This is a genomic window from Streptomyces albidoflavus (assembly GCF_000719955.1).
GTDB classification, from domain to species: domain Bacteria; phylum Actinomycetota; class Actinomycetes; order Streptomycetales; family Streptomycetaceae; genus Streptomyces; species Streptomyces albidoflavus.
In genome coordinates this window covers 46,948-69,012 of sequence record NZ_JOII01000014.1, presented here as the reverse complement: position 1 = coordinate 69,012, position 22,065 = coordinate 46,948, and the positions used below count along the sequence as shown (strand labels likewise).

The 22,065-nt window shown below is 73.8% G+C and carries 25 protein-coding genes and 1 riboswitch; of the genes, 10 read left to right on the top strand and 15 right to left on the bottom strand.

Translation table 11 applies throughout. The features are described from left to right. Positions 1-35: 35 nt before the first annotated feature. From IF45_RS0116845 to IF45_RS34280, 4 genes are read right to left on the bottom strand one after another with little or no spacing between them, the layout of a single operon-like run. On the bottom strand, positions 36-899 hold the full coding sequence (locus IF45_RS0116845; protein ID WP_078842885.1) for a GvpL/GvpF family gas vesicle protein: 864 nt from the start codon (positions 897-899) through the stop codon (positions 36-38). Next, complete coding sequence (locus IF45_RS0116840) at positions 896-1,210, bottom strand: gas vesicle protein K (protein WP_023417859.1); 315 nt, start codon at positions 1,208-1,210, stop codon at positions 896-898. Before IF45_RS0116840 ends, IF45_RS0116845 begins: the two co-directional genes overlap by 4 nt. An 18-nt stretch (positions 1,211-1,228) precedes the next feature. Next, positions 1,229-2,173 (bottom strand): gas vesicle protein, encoded by a 945-nt coding sequence (locus tag IF45_RS32405; RefSeq protein WP_242536792.1) that lies wholly within the window; start codon positions 2,171-2,173, stop codon positions 1,229-1,231. Next, complete coding sequence (locus tag IF45_RS34280) at positions 2,166-2,678, bottom strand: gas vesicle protein (RefSeq protein ID WP_078842887.1); 513 nt, start codon at positions 2,676-2,678, stop codon at positions 2,166-2,168. Before IF45_RS34280 ends, IF45_RS32405 begins: the two co-directional genes overlap by 8 nt. Positions 2,679-2,977: 299 nt before the next feature. On the opposite strand from IF45_RS34280, the gene IF45_RS0116825 reads away from it, so the two are divergent. The 3 genes from IF45_RS0116825 (at position 2,978) to otsB (ending at position 4,768) form a co-directional block, all read left to right on the top strand. Further along, on the top strand, positions 2,978-3,418 hold the full coding sequence (locus tag IF45_RS0116825; RefSeq protein ID WP_030308176.1) for a hypothetical protein: 441 nt from the start codon (positions 2,978-2,980) through the stop codon (positions 3,416-3,418). 131 nt (positions 3,419-3,549) lie between these two features. Next, positions 3,550-3,855, top strand: a complete 306-nt coding sequence (locus tag IF45_RS0116820) for a DUF3263 domain-containing protein (protein ID WP_010643430.1) — start codon at positions 3,550-3,552, stop codon at positions 3,853-3,855. A 55-nt stretch (positions 3,856-3,910) separates the two neighbouring features. Continuing rightward, on the top strand, positions 3,911-4,768 hold the full coding sequence (gene otsB, locus IF45_RS0116815) for a trehalose-phosphatase (RefSeq protein ID WP_030308172.1): 858 nt from the start codon (positions 3,911-3,913) through the stop codon (positions 4,766-4,768). A gap of 30 nt (positions 4,769-4,798) precedes the next feature. Here otsB and IF45_RS0116810 read toward each other — a convergent pair whose 3' ends face one another. Both IF45_RS0116810 and IF45_RS0116805 read right to left on the bottom strand, forming a co-directional pair. Next, positions 4,799-6,250 (bottom strand): alpha,alpha-trehalose-phosphate synthase (UDP-forming), encoded by a 1,452-nt coding sequence (locus IF45_RS0116810; RefSeq protein WP_003949952.1) that lies wholly within the window; start codon positions 6,248-6,250, stop codon positions 4,799-4,801. A 204-nt stretch (positions 6,251-6,454) separates the two neighbouring features. Then, on the bottom strand, positions 6,455-7,474 hold the full coding sequence (locus tag IF45_RS0116805) for a glucosyl-3-phosphoglycerate synthase (protein ID WP_030308170.1): 1,020 nt from the start codon (positions 7,472-7,474) through the stop codon (positions 6,455-6,457). Positions 7,475-7,784: 310 nt separating this feature from the next. Then, positions 7,785-7,942, top strand: a riboswitch (SAM riboswitch). A gap of 17 nt (positions 7,943-7,959) precedes the next feature. Here IF45_RS0116805 and thrC point away from each other — a divergent pair. The 5 genes from thrC (at position 7,960) to IF45_RS34415 (ending at position 12,770) form a co-directional block, all read left to right on the top strand. Continuing rightward, positions 7,960-9,267: a threonine synthase gene (gene thrC, locus IF45_RS0116800; protein ID WP_030770559.1), complete on the top strand. Its 1,308-nt coding sequence runs from the start codon at positions 7,960-7,962 to the stop codon at positions 9,265-9,267. Positions 9,268-9,347: 80 nt separating this feature from the next. Beyond that, the gene (locus tag IF45_RS0116795; protein ID WP_003949955.1) at positions 9,348-9,626 is read left to right on the top strand and encodes a MoaD/ThiS family protein; all 279 of its coding nucleotides are present in this window, start codon (positions 9,348-9,350) and stop codon (positions 9,624-9,626) included. Between the two features lie 444 nt (positions 9,627-10,070). Continuing rightward, positions 10,071-10,274, top strand: coding sequence for a cold-shock protein (locus tag IF45_RS0116790; RefSeq protein WP_003949956.1), 204 nt, complete (start codon positions 10,071-10,073; stop codon positions 10,272-10,274). Between the two features lie 612 nt (positions 10,275-10,886). Next, complete coding sequence (gene groL, locus IF45_RS0116785) at positions 10,887-12,509, top strand: chaperonin GroEL (protein WP_003949957.1); 1,623 nt, start codon at positions 10,887-10,889, stop codon at positions 12,507-12,509. A gap of 183 nt (positions 12,510-12,692) precedes the next feature. Continuing rightward, entirely contained in the window at positions 12,693-12,770 is a 78-nt protein-coding gene (locus tag IF45_RS34415; RefSeq protein ID WP_370443954.1) for a 50S ribosomal protein bL37, read from the top strand. 119 nt (positions 12,771-12,889) lie between these two features. On the opposite strand, the gene IF45_RS0116780 is transcribed toward IF45_RS34415, so the two are convergent. Further along, positions 12,890-13,375 (bottom strand): hypothetical protein, encoded by a 486-nt coding sequence (locus IF45_RS0116780; RefSeq protein ID WP_015507372.1) that lies wholly within the window; start codon positions 13,373-13,375, stop codon positions 12,890-12,892. A gap of 208 nt (positions 13,376-13,583) precedes the next feature. On the opposite strand from IF45_RS0116780, the gene IF45_RS0116775 reads away from it, so the two are divergent. Next, positions 13,584-13,826 carry a hypothetical protein gene (locus tag IF45_RS0116775; RefSeq protein ID WP_008411314.1) on the top strand — a complete coding sequence of 81 codons (243 nt, stop codon included), beginning with the start codon at positions 13,584-13,586 and terminating at the stop codon, positions 13,824-13,826. Further along, complete coding sequence (locus tag IF45_RS0116770; RefSeq protein ID WP_008411317.1) at positions 13,823-14,086, top strand: hypothetical protein; 264 nt, start codon at positions 13,823-13,825, stop codon at positions 14,084-14,086. Before IF45_RS0116775 ends, IF45_RS0116770 begins: the two co-directional genes overlap by 4 nt. 44 nt (positions 14,087-14,130) lie before the next feature. On the opposite strand, the gene IF45_RS0116765 is transcribed toward IF45_RS0116770, so the two are convergent. The 8 genes from IF45_RS0116765 to IF45_RS0116730 form a co-directional block, all read right to left on the bottom strand. Beyond that, positions 14,131-14,727, bottom strand: coding sequence for a GNAT family N-acetyltransferase (locus IF45_RS0116765; protein WP_030308167.1), 597 nt, complete (start codon positions 14,725-14,727; stop codon positions 14,131-14,133). Further along, entirely contained in the window at positions 14,724-15,341 is a 618-nt protein-coding gene (locus tag IF45_RS0116760) for a DUF6817 domain-containing protein (protein WP_030308166.1), read from the bottom strand. Before IF45_RS0116760 ends, IF45_RS0116765 begins: the two co-directional genes overlap by 4 nt. 64 nt (positions 15,342-15,405) lie before the next feature. After that, the gene (locus tag IF45_RS0116755) at positions 15,406-15,924 is read right to left on the bottom strand and encodes a VOC family protein (protein ID WP_003949962.1); all 519 of its coding nucleotides are present in this window, start codon (positions 15,922-15,924) and stop codon (positions 15,406-15,408) included. A gap of 56 nt (positions 15,925-15,980) precedes the next feature. Continuing rightward, a complete protein-coding gene (locus tag IF45_RS0116750) occupies positions 15,981-16,880 on the bottom strand; it encodes an aldo/keto reductase (protein ID WP_015507369.1) in 900 nt (299 codons plus the stop codon). A gap of 77 nt (positions 16,881-16,957) precedes the next feature. Next, positions 16,958-18,571, bottom strand: a complete 1,614-nt coding sequence (locus IF45_RS0116745; protein ID WP_030308164.1) for a PTS transporter subunit EIIC — start codon at positions 18,569-18,571, stop codon at positions 16,958-16,960. Between the two features lie 44 nt (positions 18,572-18,615). After that, positions 18,616-19,581: an N-acetylmuramic acid 6-phosphate etherase gene (murQ, locus tag IF45_RS0116740; protein WP_037638138.1), complete on the bottom strand. Its 966-nt coding sequence runs from the start codon at positions 19,579-19,581 to the stop codon at positions 18,616-18,618. A 70-nt stretch (positions 19,582-19,651) separates the two neighbouring features. Continuing rightward, on the bottom strand, positions 19,652-20,575 hold the full coding sequence (locus tag IF45_RS0116735; RefSeq protein WP_030308160.1) for a MurR/RpiR family transcriptional regulator: 924 nt from the start codon (positions 20,573-20,575) through the stop codon (positions 19,652-19,654). 134 nt (positions 20,576-20,709) lie between these two features. Then, positions 20,710-21,795 (bottom strand): VCBS repeat domain-containing M23 family metallopeptidase, encoded by a 1,086-nt coding sequence (locus tag IF45_RS0116730; protein WP_030308158.1) that lies wholly within the window; start codon positions 21,793-21,795, stop codon positions 20,710-20,712. Positions 21,796-22,065 lie beyond the last annotated feature (270 nt).

The window sequence follows — 22,065 nt, the reverse complement described above, 5'->3', positions numbered from 1 at the left end:
TCGTTCCGTTGCGGGCTCCGAGGAGCCCGCACCCGTCACCCCTCCTCCGCCACCGGCTCCTCGCCGGGCGCGGCCGGCAGCTCGGTGAAGGAGTACGGGGGCCACGGGCCGAGGAAGCGGATGCGGGCGGCGGGATGCTCCTCCTGGAGGTCGGCGAGGAGGGCACCGACGGTGTCGATCTCCTCCCGGCGCACCAGCAGAGCGCCCGCGAAGACGCTGACCTCTCCCGCCTCCTGGGCGCGGGCGGAGCGGACGCTGACATCGTCGGCGACGGCGGCGAGCCGGCGCCGGACGCCCGCGTGCAGGGTGTCGGCGAGGCGGTCCCCAGCCTCCTTGCGAAGGCGTTCCAGCCGCTTGGCGAGCATCCGCCGCAGCCCCGGCGACCGGCCGTCCATCTCCTCGACGAGCGCCTTGGCCTCCTCGTCGTCCTCGGTGACGGCCTCCCGGTCCAGGCTGATCTCCACCCGTACCTCGGCCCGCCCGGCGAGCGAGCCCAGCAGGTCACGGAGGACGTCGGCGCGGGCGGCGAGCCACTCCCGCACCCTCTGCTCCGCGTCCGCCTCCTGGTCGGGGGCGACGAGGACGTTGAAGGTCATGGGCAGCGCGGTGCCGACGTACTCCCAGACGGCCACCAGTGCCGCGTCCTGTTCCCGGACCCACTCGCGCACCTGCTCGTCCGGACCCTGGTAGGGCGCGGGAGCGGTGGAGTGCACGAGGGCGGCCACCCCGCTGCCCGGCGCGGTGACCAGGTGGAGCGGGCGGCCGTCCAGGCCCGTCGCGCCGGGCGGCAGCGTGGCGCCCTCCGGCAGCAGGGCGTAGACGTAGAGCGCGTTCCGGCCGGGCGCGTCCGCGCCGTCGGCCGCCGCCCCGGCGAGGGTCTCCTGCGACTCGTAGGTCATCGGCCGGCCTCCTCGGCCCAGCGGGCGGGGTTGACGAGCTTGTCGACGACGTCGTCCACGACCTCGTCGAGCCCCCGGTGGAGGTCGGCGACGGACGACGTGATGCCGTGCTCCTCCTTGATCTCCTCCATCGCCTCGTCGAGTTCCAGGAGGGCGTCACCGAGGCGTTCGAGTTCCTCGGTGGTGAGCGAGCCGCCCTGCATCCGGCGCTCGGCCTGGCGTTCCAGCGCTTCCTGGATCACCTCGACCAGGGTCACCACGAGGGACAGCACCCCGTGCTTCAGGCTCTTCTCGTCAACGGTGATGGCCATGGTCTCCTCCTTCTGGCGTCAACGTGCGGCCGCGTCCGCGGGCGCGGCGGGAGCGGTCTTCTCGGTGGTCTCGCGGAACGACGCCAGCCAGTGCGCGGGGTCGGTGGCCGCGAGGGCGAGCACCCCCAGGCTCTGCGTGCGCACCTCCAGCACCGTGCCCTCGCCGCCGGGACTGCGGCCCGCCACCTGGTGGACGCCGAGGATGTCGTCGGCGGGCACGGCGAGGGCGGGGCGGGCGTCGAGCGGAGACTTCCAGACGAGTCCGCCGGGGGTGAGTCTCCCGGTGCCGCCGCGCCACAGCGGCCCGTCCCGCCGCGGCTCCTGATACCAGAGGTGGCCTTCGGCCAGCACCTGCTGGGACGCGCCGGGCCGCAGCTCCTCCCTGAGGACCCCGGGCAGGCTCCGGTCGAGCAGGTCGCACAGGGCCCCCGGGTCGGCCGCGGAGAGCAGCGCGGTGGAGTCGTCGTCCAGTTCCAGGCGGACCCGGGTGCGAGGGGCGCCGCCCGCGCTGCGCTCCGTCTCCGGACGTACGGCGCGCACGGCGGACAGGTCGGCCTGCCACATGATCTCGTGCGGGTCGCGGCGCAGCACCACGAGGCGCTGGTCGGTGAGGAAGACGGTGCCGGGACGCCAGGCGGTGTACACGCCCTCCTCCAAGAGGTGGCCGCCGTGCATCTGCGCGACGTGCCGTTCGCCGTCGCGCAGGTCGAGGACCCGCCGGGCCGACGAGCCCTCCACCCAGGCGCGGGTGTGCTCGTCCCACTGCCGCATCATGCCGTGTTCGAGCATGGTCTCCATCCCGGCGATCGCCGCCCGGAGGTTCACTCCGATGAGGGGGATGTCGGCGACGGAGATGATGAGGTCGAGATGGAGGACGGCCCCCTTGTTGAGCAGCACCTCGACGAGGTCGTCGAGGGTCACCCGGGGGTCGCGGGTGGGCTTCATGGGGGGCTGCTCAGCCACGGTCCCCCGTCCCCTCCGCCTCGGCCTCGGAACGCGCGCGCCCGGACGGCTTCCTGCCGCCCGTGGCCTGGCCCTCGTCTTTGTCCCGGCTCTCTGCGGTCCGGGCCCCGCCGTCTCTGGACGCGTCGGCGTCCTGGGCGTCCTCGTCGGCCGACGGGAGGGTGGTCCGGCCCTGCTCCAGGGACTGCGCACTCCGCCAGCCGCACCACGGGCACCACTCCTCCAGCAGTTGCCGCGTCGGGGAGCGTTTGCCGCACTCGGGGCAGGTCTCCTTCTCGACCCGGGTCTCGCGCCAGGCGGCGGTCTCCGTGTCGGTGCCGGCGGGGAACTCCAGCCCGTAGCGCGACGCCGTCTCGAAGGACGCCAGGGCGGCGCGCAGCCGGATGCCCAGCAGCTCGACCCCCGCCACCGAGACCATGATGTCGGCGTTGAGGACGAGCCCCTTGTCGAGCAGGGTCTCCACGACATGGGCGAGGCTCCCCTCGCCGTCCCTGCGCGGTTCCATGATCCTGCTCTGCGCCATCGGCCCCGAGGAGCCCCGGGCGGTCACGGTTCCCCGTGACCCGGGCGGCTGACTCGGGGTGACGGCCCGCTGGCCGGGTATCGGCTCTGGCTGGTTCGGGGTCATCTTGTCCGTATGTCCGCCCCCGGACGCCTCATGCAGGGAGGTGGCGCAGGTCTCCGCCGCCCGCGCGACGGCGTACGCCCCCGTGTTCGCGCGTGAACGGACGGTGTCCGCCCCTCCCGGAGATGTTCTCGGGTCGTTCATTGTTTCGATCCCGAAGAGCGGGTTACGCGGCAGCCATGACTGCTGACAGCGATGAGACCAAGAACACGAACGGGACGACCACCAAGGGCCGTTCCGCCGCAGGCAAGGGCACTCAGGCCGTCAAGCGGGCCGGCAGCCGGACCAAGTCCGGCTCGCAGGCCGCAGCGGGCAAGGCCGAGGACACCGCCGCCAAGGCCGGGGAGAACACCGTGGGCCGGGCCGGTGCCGCGGGCGAGGCCACGAAGCGGTTCGCGTCGGCCGGCTGGGAGAAGAGCCAGCAGAGCGTCGCGGCGGTCGCCGGCAAGGTGTCCACCAAGGCCACGGCGGACTGGACGGTCCTCAAGTACCGCAAGGTGATCGCGGCCGGTGTCGCCGCCGGAGCCGTCTCCGTCGTCGGCGGGGCCTACGCCCTGGGCCGCCGCTCCGCGGCCGCCCACCACGGGCCGATCACCCGTCTGACCGGAGGCCGGATCTGACCGCTCCGCCCGTTTCCCCGCCACGGCCCTCCCCACCGAGGACGCGGCGGGGAAACGGCTGCGTACACACCCCTCACCAGGGCCGACGCCCGCAGTGGTCGCCTGCGCCCCGCCGCACATAGGCTGAAGGTATGACCGACCACGAGCCCGCCTCCCCGGAGGCGGCGACGCCCCAGGAACCGGACTCCGCCGACGGCGCCGGAGACCTCGGCGACGGCCTCAGCGAGCAGGACCGCGCCGTCCTCGCCCTGGAGGCGCGCGGCTGGCAGCGCCCCGGCACCAAGGAGCGGGCCATCCGCGAGCAGCTCGGCCTCTCGCCCACCCGCTACTACCAGCTGCTCGGCGCGCTCCTGGACGACCCGGCCGCCCTGCGCCACGACCCGGTCACCGTCAACCGCCTCCGCGAACGCCGGGCCGCCCGCCGCGCCGCCCGCTGACCCGGCCGGGCGTGCCCCATGGGCAGCCGCGGCCCCGCTCGGTAGGGTCGGCCGCATGGCCAGCCCCGCGCGCCCCTCGCCCCTGCCCCTGCCCGACACCGCCGCCGGGCGGGAAGGGCTGGAGACCCTGCTGGCCCGGCCCGCGGAGGCCGTGGTCGGACTGGACTTCGACGGCACCCTCGCCCCGATCGTCGCCGACCCCGACCGGGCCGGCGCCCACCCCGACGCGGTCCCCGCCCTCGCCGCACTGGCGCCGCTGGTGCGCTCGGTGGCGGTGATCACCGGGCGGCCCGCCGAGAAGGCCGTGCTGCTCGGCGGGTTCGCCGACGAGCCGGGCCTCGGCCACCTCACGGTCCTCGGCCACTACGGCGCCCAGCGCTGGGACGCAGCCACCGGCGAACTCCACACCCCCGAGACGCCCCCCGGGCTCGCCGCCGCCCGCGCCGAACTCCCCGCCGTGCTCGCGGACGCCGGGGACCCGCCCGGCATCTGGACCGAGGACAAGGGCCAGGCGTTCGCCGTCCACACCCGCCGCGCCGAGGACCCCGAGGGCGCGTTCGCCGCCCTCCGAGGCCCCCTCGCCGCCCTCACCGAACGCCACGGCCTGCACCTGGAGCCGGGCCGCCTCGTCCTGGAGATCCGCCCGCCCGGCGTCGACAAGGGCGTCGCGCTGATCGACTACGTCCGGGAAACCGACGCCCGCGCCGTGCTCTACGCCGGGGACGACCTGGGCGACCTCGCCGCCTACGACGCCGTCGACCGGCTGCGCGGCGAGGGCGTGCCCGGACTGCTGGTGTGCAGCGGCGACGAGGTCCCCGAACTGGCCTCCCGCGCCGACCTGGTCGTGCCGGGGCCCGGCCAGGTCGCCGCGCTGCTGGCCGCGATCGCCGAGACGATCCGCCGGGCCCGCTGAGGCCGGGCCCACCGGGCCCCGGCCGGCCCGTCAGCCGCCCAGCGCCTCCAGCTGGTCCAGGAACCAGCGCTGGGGCGGCAGGGCCGTGGCCGCCGCCGCCAGGCGCTTGCTGCGCTCGGCGCGCTCCGAGGGCGGCATCATCAGGGCGTCGTGGAGGGCGCGGGCGGTGGCGCTCACGTCGTACGGGTTGACCGGCAGGGCGTCCTCGCCCAGCTCCTCGTAGGCGCCCGCCTCGCGGGAGAGGACCAGGGCGACGCCCGCGTCGGAGACGACCGGGACCTCCTTGGCGACCAGGTTCATGCCGTCCCGGATCGGGTTGACCAGCGCCACGTCGGCCAGCCGGTAGGCGGCCAGCGAGCGGGCGAAGTCGTCCTCGACGTGCAGGACGACCGGCGTCCAGCCGACCGTGCCGAACTGCTCGTTGATCTCGTCGGCCAGCGCCCGCACGGAGGCGGTGTACTCGCGGTAGACCGGCAGGTCCTGGCGGGAGGGGTAGGCGAAGGCGATGTGGACGACGCGGCCCGCCCACTCCGGGTGGTCGAGGAGGAGCTGGCGGTAGGCGAGCAGGCCGCGGACGATGTTCTTCGACAGCTCGGTGCGGTCCACCCGCACGATCGTCTTCCGGTCCGGCTCGCCGATCTGCTCGCGCAGCGCCACCAGCCGGTCGTCCACATCGGTCCGGTGCGCCCGCTCCCGCAGGAACTCCGCGTCCGCCCCCAGCCCGTACACCCCGACCGCCGTACGCCGCCCGTCGTACGCCAGCTCCGAGGCGCCGGCGCGCTCGGCGCCGAGGACGGCCTGCGCGCAGTCGGCGAAGGCGCCCGCCCAGCGCCTGGTGAGGAAACCGAGCCGGTCCGCGCCGAGCAGGCCGGTCAGGAGCTGGGCGGCGATGTCGTCGGGGAGCAGCCGGAAGTAGTCCGGCGGGGCCCACGGCGTGTGCGTGAAGTGCGCGATGCGCAGGTCGGGCCGGAGTGCGCGGAGCATCCCCGGGACCAGCGCCAGGTGGTAGTCCTGCACCAGCACCGCCGCGCCCTCACCGGCCTCGGCGGCCAGCGCCTGGGCGAAGGCGCGGTTGTACGCCTCGTACGCCGCCCACTCCTCCCGGAACTCCGGGCCGAAGGCCGGCTCCACCGGGGTCTGGTACAGCATGTGGTGGACGAACCACAGCACGGAGTTGGCGATGCCGTTGTACGCGGCGGCGTGCGTGTCGGCCGGGATGTCCAGCATCCGCACCCGCTGCCCGCCGGTGTCCTCCGTCTCCAGCGTGCCCGTCCCCGCCCGGCGCGCCGCCTCGCGGTCCCCGTCGCCCAGCGCGGCACACACCCACAGCGTGGAGGCGTCCGCGCCGATCGCCGAGAGCCCCGACACCAGCCCGCCCCCGCCCCGCTTGGCCTCCAGCTCCCCGTCGGGCAGCAGGGCGTACGAGACGGGGCCGCGGTTGGAGGCGACCAGAATGCGTGCACTGTCAGCAGTAACAGCCATGCGGCGTACCTAGCCCCTTCCCAGGAGGTGCAAACGCGGCGCCTCCTTCTTTTGCGAGCTTCGCTCGCCTCCGGGGCGCTGGGTGTCGTTGTCGAGACGCCCGACGTGCTCAACCGCTTCGCGGCCTGCGCGCGACGGGCGTCTCGACAACGACGCGCCCCTTCGGCTCCCGAAGCCGGGTCGTCGCGGGGTGAGGGCGGGCCCTCACCCCGTCCGGCGGTGGTACGAGTCCGGGAGCCGGGTGTGGGCGGTGTGCTCCGGCAGCGGCTCCTGGGGGGGCCCGGCGAGGCGGCCGCCGCGGTACTCGGTGATCTCGATCATCGGGGGGCGCTCCTCCGTGTCGACCTTGGTGGTGCGGGCCACGAAGCCGTCGTCGCCGCGTTCGAACTGGGTCAGTTCCGGGCGGACCAGGTGGCCGCGGGCCAGGCGGAGCTGGGCCGTGCGGTAGATGGCGGCGGCCATGCGGCCGAGCGCCAGGCCGTCCTGGTGGCGGTGGACGCGGACGCCCACGTCGACCTGGGCCAGCGCGTCGAGGCCGACCGTGTGCAGGGCGTCCACCAGCAGCCCCAGCTCCACGCCGTAGCCGACGGGGAACGGCAGCTGCTCCAGCAGGCCGCGGCGGACCGCGTACTCGCCGCCCAGCGGCTGGACGAAGCCCGCGAGGTGGGGCCAGTGCAGGTTGAGGACCGGGCGGGCCATGAGTTCGGTGACCCGGCCGCCCTGGCCGGGGGCCGAGCCGAGCGGGCGGTCGTACATCGCCTTGACGAAGTCGACGTCCGGCTCGGTCAGCAGCGGGCCGACGATGCCCGAGACGAAGTCGGGGGAGAAGTCCTTCAGGTCGGCGTCGACGAAGCAGACGATGTCCCCGCTGGTCACCATCAGTGACCGCCACAGCACCTCGCCCTTGCCGGGCACGGCGGGCATCCTCGGCAGGATCACGTCGCGGTGCACGACCCGGGCCCCGGCCGCCGCGGCCTCCTGCGAGGTGCGGTCGGTGGAACCGGAGTCGATCACCACCAGTTCGTCGACGAGCGGCACGGCCTCCATGAGCGAGCGGCGGATCTCCGCCACGATCGCCCCGACCGTCGCCTCCTCGTTCAGGGCGGGCAGCACCACGCTGACCGTGGACCCGCTCCTGCGTTTGGCCGCCACCAGTGCGCTCAGCGGCCGGTCGGCGGCGGACCAGGACCGCTTGGTGAGCCAGCGCTCCACCTCTTCGAGCACGTGATCGTCCCCTCATGTCCGGGTCATGTCCGAGGCCATGTCCTAGGTGATGTCCCATGATCCCCCGGGCCTCCGCGCGTCCTCGGGGGAGGGCGGCGCGGTGTCGAGCGGCCACGTGCGAGGGGGCGGCGGTGCCGGCGGCGCTGCCGGGGCCGGGGTCCCCATCTCGCGGTTCGGACGACCCACACAACTGTCCAAGCCGTCGGTTACAGTCTTGAACAGCGCGCGTGACCATCGCATGTCGAGAGACGCCGGTTCCGCGCCCGACAAACGCGTTCGGCCCCGCCAGACAAGGGATCCGACGCCATACCGCTCATCCAGAGGGGCAGAGGGACACGGCCCGTTGAAGCCCCGGCAACCCTCCGGTCGGTACTCCCGGCGCGTGTTCCACCCGCGTCCGCGAGGCTCCCGGCTCGGGAAGGTGCCAATTCCGTCTCGCGGCGAGATGCGTCGCGAGGAAGATGAGGAGAAAGGGCCTCGCCGTCATGGCTGTGCACACCGTCGCCACCCCCGCAACCCCCTCGCAGGACACCTCCGCGGTCGATCTCGGCCCCGCTGTCGCCCTCTCCTGCCGCGAGTGCGGCGAGCGCTTCCCGCTCGGCCCCGTCTTCGCCTGCGTGAGCTGTTTCGGGCCCCTGGAGGTCGCTTACGACCTCCCCACCGGCGACCCCGAGGCCCTGCGCGCCGCCATCGAGGCCGGCCCGGCCAACATCTGGCGGTACGCCCCGCTGCTGCCCGTCCCCGCCGACGTCGCCACCAAGCCCAGCCTCAACCCGGGCTTCACCCAGCTGGTCAAGGCCGACCACCTCGCCGCCGAGCTGGGCGTCACCGGCGGCCTGTACGTCAAGGACGACTCCGGCAACCCGACGCACTCCTTCAAGGACCGCGTCGTCGCCATCGCCGTCGAGGCCGCCCGCGCCTTCGGCTTCACCACCCTCTCCTGCTCCTCCACCGGCAACCTGGCCGGAGCCGTCGGCGCCGCCGCCGCCCGCGCCGGATTCCGCTCCTGCGTCTTCATCCCGCACGACCTGGAGCAGGGCAAGGTCGTCATGGCCGCGGTCTACGGCGGCGACCTCGTCGGCATCGAGGGCAACTACGACGACGTGAACCGCTTCTGCTCCGAGCTGATCGGCGACCCGCTCGGCGAGGGCTGGGGCTTCGTCAACGTCAACCTGCGCCCGTACTACGGCGAGGGCTCCAAGTCCCTGGCGTACGAGATTGCGGAGCAGCTCGGCTGGCGGCTGCCCGACCAGATCGTGATCCCGGTGGCCTCCGGCTCGCAGCTCACCAAGATCGACAAGGGGTTCAAGGAGCTGATCGCGCTCGGGCTGGTCGAGGACCGCCCGTACAAGATCTTCGGCGCCCAGGCCGAGGGGTGCTCGCCGGTCTCCACCGCCTACAAGGCCGGGCACGACGTGGTCCGCCCGCAGAAGCCCGACACCATCGCCAAGTCGCTGGCCATCGGCAACCCGGCCGACGGCCCCTACGTCCTGGACATCGCCCGGCGCACCGGCGGCGCCGTCGAGGACGTGGACGACGCGCAGGTGGTCGACGCCATCAAGCTGCTCGCCCGCACCGAGGGCATCTTCGCGGAGACGGCGGGCGGCGTGACCGTCGGCGTCACCCGCAAGCTCATCGAGGCCGGGCTGATCGACCCGTCCCTGACCACGGTCGTCCTCAACACCGGCGACGGCCTCAAGACCCTGGACGCGGTGGCGCCCACCACCGGCCCGACCGCGACCATCCGGCCCGACCTGGACGCCTTCCGCGCCGCCGGTCTCGCCACCTCCTGACGTCCTCCCGACGCCGTCACCCGCGCGCCTTAGGCGCGCCCGCACCCGTACCGCCGCACCAGCTTCCGGAAGGCACTCCCATGAGCGTCAACGTCCGCATCCCCACCATCCTGCGCACCTACACCGGCGGCCGGTCCGAGGTCCCCGCCGAGGGCGCCACCCTCGCCGAGGTCATCGCCGACCTGGAGAAGAACCACTCCGGCATCGCCGCCCGCGTCCTGGACGACCAGGGCAAGCTGCGCCGCTTCGTCAACGTCTACGTCAACGACGACGACGTCCGCTTCGAGCAGGGCCTGGAGACCGCCACGCCCGACGGCGCCGGTATCTCGATCATCCCGGCGGTCGCCGGCGGCTGCTGAGCCCCCTCGCCCGCGCGGCGAACCCCCGCTCCACCGAATTGCCCTCTCCGCTCCATTCCCCCCGGGGAAAGCGGAGGGGGCAATTCTGCATGGTTGAACGCGGTAGAGTTGGGGAACAGCCTCCCGCGTTTGTGCCGGGAGCATATGAGCCGCCGTTCTTTCCCCGGCGAGCAGCACACAAAGTACCCCGGCCATTCGCCCCCTTGCGCGCCTTTTGCCGGGCCCGACTTGCCCGGAACTCCGGCGCATCCTCCCGGTTCCGCCGTTTCCCCGCGCCCGGATTTCTCGTCCGACTGACCTGTTGCAGACGGCAGTTGGGCAGATACATTCAGCGGCGGTCGACGCGTTCCGGCGCACACCCCCGACCGAAGGTTGGGGGGTGAGGTCTGACCCGGGTCCGCGAAGTGCGGGCCTGTGCAAGGGCCAGTAATAGGGGAGTTAGGCATGGCTCAGGGCACCGTCAAGTGGTTCAACGCGGAGAAGGGCTACGGCTTCATCGCGGTCGACGGTGGTGCGGATGTATTCGTCCACTACAGCGCGATCCAGATGGACGGCTACCGCACCCTTGAAGAGGGTCAGAGGGTCGAATTCGAGATCTCGCAGGGTCAGAAGGGGCCGCAGGCGGACATGGTCCGTGTGGCCGCCTGAGGCGCCGACCGCACCACACTCACGAGGGCCCGCCCCACCAACAGGGGGCGGGCCCTCTGTGTTGGCCTCAAACGCCGGCCGGGCTCCAAGGGTGGCCTCAAACGCCGGCCGGGCTCCAAGGGTGGCCTCAAACGCCGGCCGGGCTCCAAGGGTGGCCTCAATCGCCGGCCGGGCTATCTATAGCCCGGCCGGCGCTTGAGGCCATCTTTGGCGCGCGCCTGTGAGCGGACGGCTCGTCAAAGATCAGCCCGGCCGGCGCTTGAGGCCATCTTTCGAGCCCGGCCGGCGATTGAGGCCACCCCACCCCCGCCGCGGCAGGGGCGGCCTGACCTCCGCATCCGCCGGCGCGGACAGGGCACCCCCAGCACGCGGGCGCGGGGCCGGAGGCCCCTAGCGCCTTGCACTCTCCTACCCCGAGTGCTAATTATTGGCGTTAGCACTCTCCGAGTGAGAGTGACAGAAGGACCGGGTCGGTGAGGCCCGCTGGCCACGCGGGGCAAGGAACCGCGAGGCAGGCAGGCCGTCCGTCGCGGGCGCCAGCACGGTCCGGAGTATCCACCCTCCCCCAGACAGAGTCCGGGGGGACCCCCAGTCCTGGGAGGACCACTTCACATGGCCAAGATCATCGCGTTCGACGAGGAGGCGCGGCGCGGTCTCGAGCGCGGGATGAACCAGCTCGCCGACGCCGTCAAGGTCACCCTTGGCCCCAAGGGCCGCAACGTCGTCCTCGAGAAGAAGTGGGGCGCCCCCACGATCACCAACGATGGTGTCTCCATCGCCAAGGAGATCGAGCTCGAAGACCCGTACGAGAAGATCGGCGCCGAGCTGGTCAAGGAGGTCGCGAAGAAGACGGACGACGTCGCCGGTGACGGCACGACGACCGCGACCGTCCTGGCCCAGGCGCTCGTCCGCGAGGGTCTGCGCAACGTCGCCGCGGGTGCCAACCCGATGGCCCTGAAGCGCGGCATCGAGAAGGCCGTCGAGGCCGTCTCCTCCGCCCTGCTGGAGCAGGCGAAGGACGTGGAGACCAAGGAGCAGATCGCCTCCACCGCCTCCATCTCCGCCGCCGACACCCAGATCGGCGAGCTGATCGCCGAGGCCATGGACAAGGTCGGCAAGGAAGGCGTCATCACCGTCGAGGAGTCCCAGACCTTCGGTCTGGAGCTGGAGCTCACCGAGGGTATGCGCTTCGACAAGGGCTACATCTCGGCGTACTTCGCCACCGACATGGAGCGGATGGAGGCGTCGCTCGACGACCCGTACATCCTCATCGTCAACTCCAAGATCGGCAACGTGAAGGACCTGCTCCCGCTGCTGGAGAAGGTCATGCAGTCGGGCAAGCCGCTGCTGATCATCGCCGAGGACGTCGAGGGCGAGGCCCTGTCGACCCTGGTGGTCAACAAGATCCGTGGCACCTTCAAGTCCGTCGCCGTCAAGGCCCCGGGCTTCGGCGACCGCCGCAAGGCCATGCTCGGTGACATCGCCATCCTCACGGGCGGCACGGTCATCTCCGAGGAGGTCGGCCTCAAGCTGGAGAACGCCGGTCTCGACCTGCTGGGCCGCGCCCGCAAGGTCGTCATCACCAAGGACGAGACCACGATCGTCGACGGTGCCGGCGACAGCGACCAGGTCAACGGCCGCGTCGCGCAGATCCGCGCCGAGATCGAGAACAGCGACTCGGACTACGACCGCGAGAAGCTCCAGGAGCGTCTGGCGAAGCTGGCCGGCGGCGTGGCCGTCATCAAGGCCGGTGCCGCCACCGAGGTCGAGCTGAAGGAGCGCAAGCACCGCATCGAGGACGCGGTGCGCAACGCCAAGGCCGCCGTCGAGGAGGGCATCGTCGCCGGTGGTGGCGTGGCTCTGCTCCAGGCTTCCTCGGTCTTCGAGAAGCTCGAGCTCGAGGGCGACGAGGCCACCGGTGCCGCCGCCGTCAAGCTGGCCCTGGAGGCCCCGCTCAAGCAGATCGCCGTCAACGGTGGCCTGGAGGGCGGCGTGGTCGTGGAGAAGGTGCGCAACCTCTCCGTGGGCCACGGCCTGAACGCCGCGACCGGCGAGTACGTCGACATGATCGCCGAGGGCATCCTCGACCCGGCCAAGGTGACGCGTTCCGCGCTCCAGAACGCCGCGTCGATCGCCGCCCTCTTCCTCACCACCGAGGCCGTCATCGCCGACAAGCCGGAGAAGGCCGCCGCCGCTGCCCCGGGTGGCATGCCCGGCGGTGACATGGACTTCTGACCGGACCCGCTTCCGGTCGGCCCGTCCGGCACCACGCCCACCGGGGCGGTGTCCCTCTTCCGAGGGATGCCGCCCCGGTGGCGTTGGTGCTGTCCGTCCTCGGGATCGCCTCGGACACCCGCGATGTGCGAGGGTGGACCCGGCCTCACGGCCACGGAACGTCCGAGAGAAAGGAGCGCGGTCATGTCCTCCAAGCGTCGCCGTAAGAAGAAGGCGCGTCGCAAGAACGGCGCCAACCACGGCAGCAGGCCGCAGTCCTGACTTCCGTGCGGCGTTCCTGAGGCCGGGGGAGACCCCGAAGGGCCCGGGTGCGCCGGCACCACGCCCCCGTCACACCGCCGCAGGCGGCAGGCGGGGGCGTCGTGGTGTCCGGCAGCGGGTCAGCAGGGCCCGTCCTCGGCCAAGACGTGCAGGATCGACCGGTCGGCGGCGGCGTCGTGGCCCTCGTAGACGTGGAGGCAGTACGCGGCGGAGGTGCCGGAGCCGGTGACCGTGTACGCGGTGCGGTCCGGGCCCGTGCCCCGGTGGACGGAGGCGCCGATGAACGGGGTGCCCGGCTGGCGGTCGACGGCGTCCTCCAGGGACCAGGCGTAGCCGAGGTCGGAGTGGTGGACGTGCGGGGCCCGGTTCATCTCCTCGGCGGCCCCGTAGACCGCGTCCCGCAGCTCCCCGCGGCTCCAGCTGCCGGAGTCGTGGAGGTAGAGGATGACGCCGAGCGCGGTGAGCGGCGCCAGCAGGATCAGGGCGAGCCCGACCGGATTGCGGTGGTTGTAGACGTACCGCGCGCCGCCCCGGGCGGGCGTGAACACCGGCTCGTACGGGTCGTCCGCCCCGTCGGGGGCGGTGCCGGGGCGGGTCGTGGTCATGGGGCCCATCCTCCGGTACGCGGGCGGGTGGCGGCCCGGCGGGGGGTGTGCGGGGTGGTCGTCCGGAGGGCTCCGCGCGCCGTCGCCACCCCCGGATGTGCCTGCCGCTACCCCCGGATGTGGGGAGGAGCGCCACTGTCGGGGGCCTCGGCGCGTTGAACACGCTGTGTGGGCAATCTCACTACAGAGCGTGGACGATGGAGAGGGAGTGAGCGCCGTGAAGGGCACGGAGGCGCACGGCAGGACCACCGACCGGGTGGGGGCCGCCCAGGAGGCGGTGGACCGGCTCCGCGCCGGGCTGGCGGAGGCGGGGATCGTCCTGCCGTCGCTGCGGCTGGAGCCGGTGTCGAGCGCGGGGAACGACCCCGCCCCGCTCGTCGACCTCGGGCGGTGCAACGTCGAGACCGCCGACCGGCTCAGCGCCGTCCTGGAGGGGGCCCGGCAGCGATGAGCGACGACGATGCCTGCTGCGCCGGCGGGGACGAGCCGGAGGCGCCCGAGGTCGCCTGGGTGGTCGGCGCCTTCGCGGTCGACGCGCGGGACGGCCGCCTCGGCCGGGTCATGGGCAGCGAGGGGCCGTACATCCAGCTGCGGCCGCCCGGCGGCGGCAAGGAGTGGGACTGCCCGCCGCGCGCCGTGCGGGCCGCCGACCGGAAGGAGGTGCTGCGCGCCAAGGTGCGGGAGATCAACTGGGAAGGGCGGCTGCCCTGAGGCGCCCCGGAACGCCGGTCACGGGGGGACCGGCGCCGGAGCCGTCACAGCCGGGGTTCCACCTCGCCGAGGATCAGCTGGTAGCGGTGGTGGTCGCGCCAGGCACCCGCGATGTGCAGGTAGTCGGGGGCGGTGCCGTACCAGGTGAAGCCCGCGCGGAGCAGGACGCGCTGGGAGGCGGTGTTGTCCAGCAGCGTGCCCGCCTCCAGCCGGTGCAGGCCGAGCGCGTCCCGGGCGTACGCCACGGCGTGAGCGAGCGCCTGCCCCGCGAGGCCCCGCCCGGTGTGCCCCTGGTCCACCCAGTAGCCCACCGAGGCACTGAGCAGCGGGCCGCGCACGATCCCGGTGAAGGTGAGGGTGCCGAGCACCGGCGGGGCCCCCGGCACGCCGGAACCATCCAGCACCCACGGCACCGCCCGCCCGGCCTCCCACTCCCGCAGCTGCCCCGCGATCCGCTCGCGCTGCCCTTCGAGCGTGGCGAAACGTTCCCCGCGCCGGGGTTCGGTCGGCGCGAGGTGGGCCGCGTTGCGCCGGTACGCGGCGAGCAGGGCGGGGGCGTCGTCGGGGCGGACCAGGCGCATCAGGGCGCCGCAGAGGAGCGGGGCGTCGGGGACGGGGGCGGGGGAGTCGGGCTCGGTCATCCGGCCGAGGGTACGCCGCAGGGCGGGGGCGGCCCCTCGGGGGAGCCGGGCAGCGGGTCGGCGAGGACGGCCTGGCAGTCGGCCCAGGCGGCGGGGGACAGCAGGGAGCTGACCCGGGTGAAGAGGGCGAGCAGGTCCGGGCCGTGGGCGGCGAGGAAGTCCGGGTCGTGGGCGGCGAGGTCGAGTTCGTTGGCCGCGCTGATTTCGGCGAAGTCGCGGCGGGCCGCGAGGCTCGGGAGCGTGGTCGTGCCGGTGAAGCGGTCGTGGAACGGGGCTTCGGGGTCGGCGAGCCGGGGGTAGGTCGCCGGCCGGTCGCAACTGGCGTACAGGTACACCAGTTCCTCCGCCTCCTCGCCGATGACGGCGGCGAGTTCGGCGCGGCGGGGGAGCGGGAGCAGGGCGGTGGGGAAGCCGTCGGTGCCGTAGAACGCGTGGCAGAGGCCGGCCAGTCGGAGGGCGGGGCGGGCGCCCCACGTGGCGAGTTGGCTGTGGACGCGCCGGAGGTGGGTGGCGAGGTCACCGCCGGGGTGCGGGAGGCGGCCGGCACCCCGTTCGCCCAGGAGCGCGAGGGCGTGGGCTGCGGGCGTGTCCGCCGGGGGAGGGGGCAGGGCCACGGGCCCGGGGTCCTCTCTTCAGCCGTCGGGTCCGCGCCGATGCTCGCGGCACGGCCCGCCCCCGTCAACCCCGCGCGGGCCGCCACCGACGCCGCGCCGTCTCCTCCTCGTACGGCTGCGGGTCCGGGTACGTGACCAGTTCCAGGGTGCTGCCCCAGGGGGTGCGGAGGTAGGCGAAGCGGTTGGCGGGGCCTGCCTCCGGGCCGGGGAGGGGATGGGGCGGGGCGAGGGGGTCGGCGCCCGCCTCGACGGCGCGGGCGAGGGTGGCGTCCAGGTCGTCGACGTACAGGGCGAGGTGCTGCCAGCCGAGGTCGTGGGGGAGGGCGGGGGAGCGGCCGGGCGGGTCGTAGGCGAAGAGTTCGATGCCGGGGCCGTCGGGGAGGGCGAGCATACGGATGGCCAGTTGGCGGGTGCCGGGCGGGACGCCGAGGCGCTGCTCGGTCTCCGGGCCGCCGACCGGGCCCCGGCCGGCGGGGAGCGTGTCGTACAGCACCTCGGCGCCGAGCGCGTCGGCCAGGAAGCGGGTGGCGGCCTCCAGGTCGGGGACGGTGAGGCCGATGTGGTCGATTCCGCGTACGGTCATCGCGCCATGATCCGGCGCCGGGGCGCGGCGGGGGGTGCCGCCGCGCCGGGCCGAGGTCAGGCGACGGGGGTGCCCAGCCGCTCCAACTCCGCCTCGCTCAGGCGCAGGGAGCCCGCCGCCACGTTCTCCTCCAGGTGGGCCGGGTCGGTGGTGCCGGGGATGGCGAGGACGTGCGGGCCCTGCTGGAGCGTCCAGGCCAGTTTCACCTGGGCGGGGGTCGCGCCGTGCGCCTCGGCGATCTCGCGTACGGCCTGCCCGGGCTCACCCGCGCCCGCCTCGCGACGGGCGCCGGAGATCGAGAAGAACGGCACGTAGGCGATGCCCGCCTCGCCGCACTCCTGGACGAACTCCTGCTCCTGGGCGCTCGCGCCGGTCCCGTACAGGTTCTGCACGCAGACCACCGGGGCGATGGCGCGGGCCTCGGCGAGGTGGTGCGGGCGGACGTTGGAGACGCCGAGGTGGCGGACGAGGCCGGCCTCGCGGAGTTCGGCGAGGGCGCCGAAGTGGTCGGCGAGGGACTGGGTGGACTCCTGGCCCTGGACGCGGAAGTTGACCACGTCCAGGTGGTCGCGGCCGAGCTGGCGCAGGTTCTCCTCGACCTGGCCGCGCAACTGCTCCGGGCTCGCCCACTGCCACCGGCCCCACGTGTCGCGTCCCGGGCCGACCTTGGTGACGATGACCAGGTCGTCGGCGTAGGGGGCGAGGGCGGCGTTGATCAGCTCGTTGGCCGAGCGGGTGGTGGAGAAGTAGAAGGCGGCGGTGTCGAAGTGGTTGACGCCCAGCTCCACCGCGCGGCGCAGCACCCGCAGCGCGCGCTCGCGGTCGGTGCCGGGCCCGTCGAGGGGACCGGGCAGGCGCATCGATCCGTAACCGACGCGGCGGACGGCGGGCAGGTCGTCGGCGAGCTGCCAGGTGCCGGAGTCGAGGGCGGAGGGGTGGGGCGGGGGTGTCGTCATGGGGTGGATTCAAGCAGGGCGCAGCGCCCCCGGCACCGCCTCGCGCTCACGCGACGCGGTGCCGGGGGCCGTACGGGTCAGCTGCTCGGCGCGGGCGCCGGGGCGGGGGCCGGCGGCGTTCCCGGGCGGGGGCCGCCCGGGGTCCCGGGTGCGTCCGGCGCCTCCGGGGAGTCCGGCGCCGCGTCCGTCGGCTCCGCCTCGGCGCGGGCCTCGCCGGACTCGCCGGCGTCGACGGCGGCGTTGAGGTCGGTGAGCATCTGCTTGCTGAAGCCGAAGAAGTACGTGGCGAGGAAGCCGACCAGGTAGCCGGTGAGCAGGCCGCCGCCGTAGACGGCGATGAGCAGGCCGAGGCTCTGGTTGCCCGCGAGGAGCGGGAAGAGGGCCCAGCCGGAGGGGCCGATCGCCGTGGAGCCGACCGTGTCGCCGAGCATCGAGAAGGCGCCGATGAAGGCACCGCCCGCCGCGCCGCCGACGCAGGCCGTGACGAAGGGGCGGCCCAGCGGCAGCGAGACCCCGTAGATCAGCGGTTCGCCGACGCCGAGGATGCCGGCGGGCATCGCCGAGCGGATGGTGCGGCGCAGCGAGGCGTTGCGGCGCAGCCGCAGGTAGACGGCGACGGCGCAGCCGACCTGTCCGGCGCCGGCCATGGCGAGGATCGGCAGCAGCGCGGTGTAGCCCTGCGACTCGATCAGGGTGGTGTGGATCGGGATGAGCGCCTGGTGCAGGCCGAGCATGACCAGCGGCAGGAAGAGCCCGCCGAGGACGAACCCGGCGAAGGCGCCGGTGTTCTCCAGCAGCCAGTCGGCGCCGGTGCCGATGCCGGAGGCGATCTGCCCGGCGACGAACATCAGGCCGAAGACGGTGACCAGGCCGGAGACGAGCACCGTGACGGTCGGCGTGACCAGCACGTCCACCGCCTCCGGCACCCAGCGCCGGCACCACCGCTCGACGTAGACCGCGAGGACCGCCGCGCCCAGCGCGCCCAGCACCCCGCCCTGGCCGGGCGAGAGCTTCGAGCCGAAGACCTCGACGTCCCCGATGCCCGGGAAGACGATGATCGAGGCGACCGCCCCGCCCAGGATCGGCGTGCCGCCGAACTCCTTGGCGGTGTTGTAGCCGACGAAGACCGCGATCAGCGCCATGAAGCCGGAGGCGAGCGCGCCGAGCGCCGGGGTGACGCCGGGCGCCCAGCCGAGGTTGGTCAGCAGGCCGTTGACGCCCGCGATGATGCCGCAGCCGATCAGGGCCGGGATGAGCGGCACGAAGATGTTGGCGATGCGGCGCAGGAACAGCTTGAGCGGGGTGGCGTTGCGCGCCTTGCGCTCCGCCTTGATCTCGGCCCCGCGCGCCGCCAGCTCCTCGGCGGTGACCGGGTGCGGCTCGGGGGCGCCGGCGGAGGCGGGCACGGGCCGCGGAGCCGGAGCGGCCGCCCGCTCCTCCTCCACCAGTGCCTCGAACTCCGGGGTGACCCGGGCGACCGTCCCCGGCCCGAGGACGATCTGGTACGTGTCGTCCTCGACCACGCCCATCACGCCGGGCACGGCCTTCAGGGCCTCGTCCTGGACGAGCGAGCGGTCCGCGAGACCCAGCCGGAGCCGGGTCATGCAGTGGACGACGGTGGTGACGTTGGCGGCGCCGCCGACGAGCGGGAGGATCGCGGCGGCGAGGGCGCGGTTCTTGTTCTCAGCCATGGTGCGTGCTGCCTTGCTGTGCGGGGGGTGGGGCGGTGGTGCGGTCAGGTGGTGCTGCCGGGCCGGGCGGCGGCGAGCGCCTCCCGCAGATGGCCCCGGGCGTCGGTGAGCAGGCGGTCGGCGGCGGGGGCGTCGACGCCGCCCAGGATCGTCAGGATGGCGTTCTTCACCTCGCCGCCGGTGGCGGTCAGCGCCGCCTCGATCTCCTCGTCCCCGGCGCCGGTGGCCAGCGCGACGATGCGGCGCGAACGGGCGCGCAGCTTCTCGTTGGAGGCCCGCACGTCGACCATGAGGTTCCCGTACGTCTTGCCGAGCCGGATCATGGTGAGGGTCGAGATCATGTTCAGCACCAGCTTCTGCGCGGTGCCGGACTTCAGCCGGGTCGAGCCGGTCAGCAGCTCCGGCCCCACCACGACCTCGATGCCGTGGTCGGCGGCGGCCGCCAGCGCGCTGCCCGCGTTGCAGGAGAGGCCGACGGTGAGCGCCCCGGCCCGCCGGGCGCACTCCACGGCGCCGACCGCGTACGGCGTGCGGCCCGAGGCGGAGATCCCGACCACCGTGTCCTCGGCGGTGAGCGCCAGCGCGGCCAGGTCCTGGGCGGCCAGCTCGGCGCTGTCCTCGGCGCCCTCGACCGAGGTGACCAGGGCGGTGGGGCCTCCCGCGATCAGGCCGACGACCTCGGCGGGGTCGGTGTTGAACGTGGGCGGGCACTCGCTGGCGTCCAGCACGCCGAGCCGTCCGGCCGTACCGGCGCCCGCGTAGACCAGCCGTCCGCCGCGCGCCATCCGCTCCGCGATCCGGTCGATGGCGGCGGCGATCTCGGGGAGCACCCGTGCCACGGCGCCGGGCACGGTGGCGTCCTCCGCGTTCATGGTGCGGGCGATCTCCAGCGTGGAGAGCCGGTCGATCTCGGCCAGCTCGGGCCGGAACGCCTCGGTGGTCAGCGTCTCCAGCTGGGCCCGGATGCCCCCGTCGGACGGGGCGTCTGCGCGGGCGGTGGTGTCGGTCATCGGGCGGGCTCTTTCGGTACGGGGTGCGGGTGCGGGAGTTCTCGGGGCGGGCGCGGCGGGCGGTACGCGGTCAGCGGCGCCCGGAGCGCGGGTCGTGGCGGTGCGCCAGCGCCTCGTAGGAGGCGGAGAGCGCGGGCGCCGCCGTCTCGTACGTACGCTGCGCGACGCCGACGAAGAGGCAGTCCACGACGAGGAGCTGGCTGGTCCGCGAGGACATCGCGGCCGGCCGCAGCTCGCTCTCGCGCGCCGTCGAAGTGGTCAGCAGGTGGTCGGCGTACTGGGAGACGGCGCCGTCGGGCCGTCCGGTCACCGCGATCGTGATGGCGCCCCGTTCGAAGGCGGTGCGCAGCGGCTCGATCACGTCGCCGGTGGTCCCGGAGTGGGTGATGGCGATCGCCACGTCCCGCGGGCGCAGCTGCACGGCGTTGGTCACCGCCAGGTGCGGGTCCGCGTGGGCGTGGGCGATCAGACCTATCCGCAGCAGCTTCTGCGCCAGGTCCTGCGCGACGAGCCCGGAGGCCCCGATGCCGTAGATGTCGATCCGCCGGGCCCCCGCCAGCGCGTCCACGCATGCCGCGAGCTGCGCGGTGTCCAGCCCGGCGGCGGTGTCGGCGAGGGTCTGCTGCTCGTCGTAGGCCAGCTTCGCCACCACGTCGGCCAGGGAGTCGTCCACCGCGATGTCGGCGGTCACCGCCGGCGACTGCCCCGACTCCTGCTGCGCGGCGAGCCCCGCCAGCGCGAGCCGCAGGTCCCGGTACCCCGGATACCCGAGCAGCCGGGCCGTCCGCACCACCGTCGCCTCACTGGTCCCGGTCAGCTCGGCCAACCCGGTCACGGTCAACGCCGAACACCCCGCGGGGTCCCCCGCCACGGCCTCCGCGACCCGCTGCATCGACCGCGTCATCGACGGCGCCAACGTCCTGACCTTGGCCGCGAGCGCCGCGGGGGCCGGCGGGGCGGAGTGTCCGAAACTTTCCTTCACGTTGCTGGTCACCTCTGAAAGGTATTTTCAGGGTCCGGGTTTTGGCAAGAGGTGGCGGCGGCCGGGGAACGGCGACGGCCCGCCGGGCCACCCCGGGATGGAGGGGTGGCCCGGCGGGCCGTGGCGCGTGCCGTCGGCGCGGGTGCCTACATCACGAACCGGAAGGAGCCCCAGCCGTGGCCGAGCTGCTTGCGCGGGCCGAAGCCCTTGCCGCTGTGCGGGTAGTACCAGAGCTTGCCGCCGGAGTCGACGCCGATCACGTCCGCCTTGCCGTCGCCGCTCCAGTCGGCCGCCTTGACGTGCCGGAAGCTCTGCCAGCCGTGGCCGATCTGCTTCCGCGCGCCGAAGCCGTTGCCGCTGTGCGGGTAGTACCAGAGCCGGCCCTGGGCGTCGACGCCGAGGATGTCGGCCTTGCCGTCGCCGCTCCAGTCGGCGGCCATGACGTGCCGGAAGGAGCCCCAGCCGTGGCCGAGCTGGACGGGTGAGCTGAGGGCGTTGCCGTTGTGCGGGTAGTACCAGAGCTTGCCGCCGGAGTCGACGCCGAGCACGTCCGCCTTGCCGTCGCCGCTCCAGTCGGAGACGCGCTCCAGGTCGGGGCGGGTCGAGGAGCCCGGCCTGTTCTGGCTCAGCGGCGCGGAGCCGGTGGGGTAACTGGTGCCCGTCTCCACGGTGTTGGGTATCTCGCGGCTGAGGAAGCTGCTGCAGTGCACCACGTTCCAGTGCAGGTGCGGGCCGGTCACGTTGCCGGTCGCGCCCGAGCTGGCGATCCGCTGGCCCTGCGCCACCCGGGCCCCGGCCCGCACGCTGGCGGAGCTGAGGTGGGCGTACTGGGTGCACCGGTTGTTGCCGTGGTTGATCAGGACCTGGTTGCCGCCGCCCCCGTCGGTCCAGCCCGCGTAGTGCACCGTGCCGCCCGCCGAGGCGACGATGGCGGTGCCGGTGCCCATGGCGAAGTCGACGGCGTGGCGGTTGTAGTCGTCGTTGTGCGAGTAGCCGCTGCCCGGGGTCTGGGTCACGGTGTACCGCTGGCCCGCCGGGTACGGCAGTTTGAACGGCGCCCCCGCCGCGAGGCCGGTGACCGCCCCGGGCGCCGGGCCGGAGACGGCCCGCACCTGCGGTTCGGGGGGACCCGGCGAGCCGCCCGTCGTTCCCGCGTACGCGGCTCCGGCGGGCGCCGCCGTGGTGAGGAGGGCGAGAACGAGGCCGAGTCCGGCCCTGACGCTGTGTCGCACGAGCGCCTCCCTGGCTGAGGGAGGGAGGCGCGCGGCACGGGTGTGCCGTACCCCCCTCCGGGTCAACAAAATGTGGACGTCCGGTGTGCGTCAGACGATGCGTCAGTGGCGTCAGAGCCGTCAATGGAGCCACGGGCCCAATCACCCCGACTGGGTCCGGGCCCAGGGTCCGGCTGCCCTCTCGTTCCTCAAGTGCCGTTACCAGCAACCGAGTTGAGGCGGTACGGAGGCGCCGAGGAGGGCCGCGGGCCCGCCCGGAATGCCGGGTGG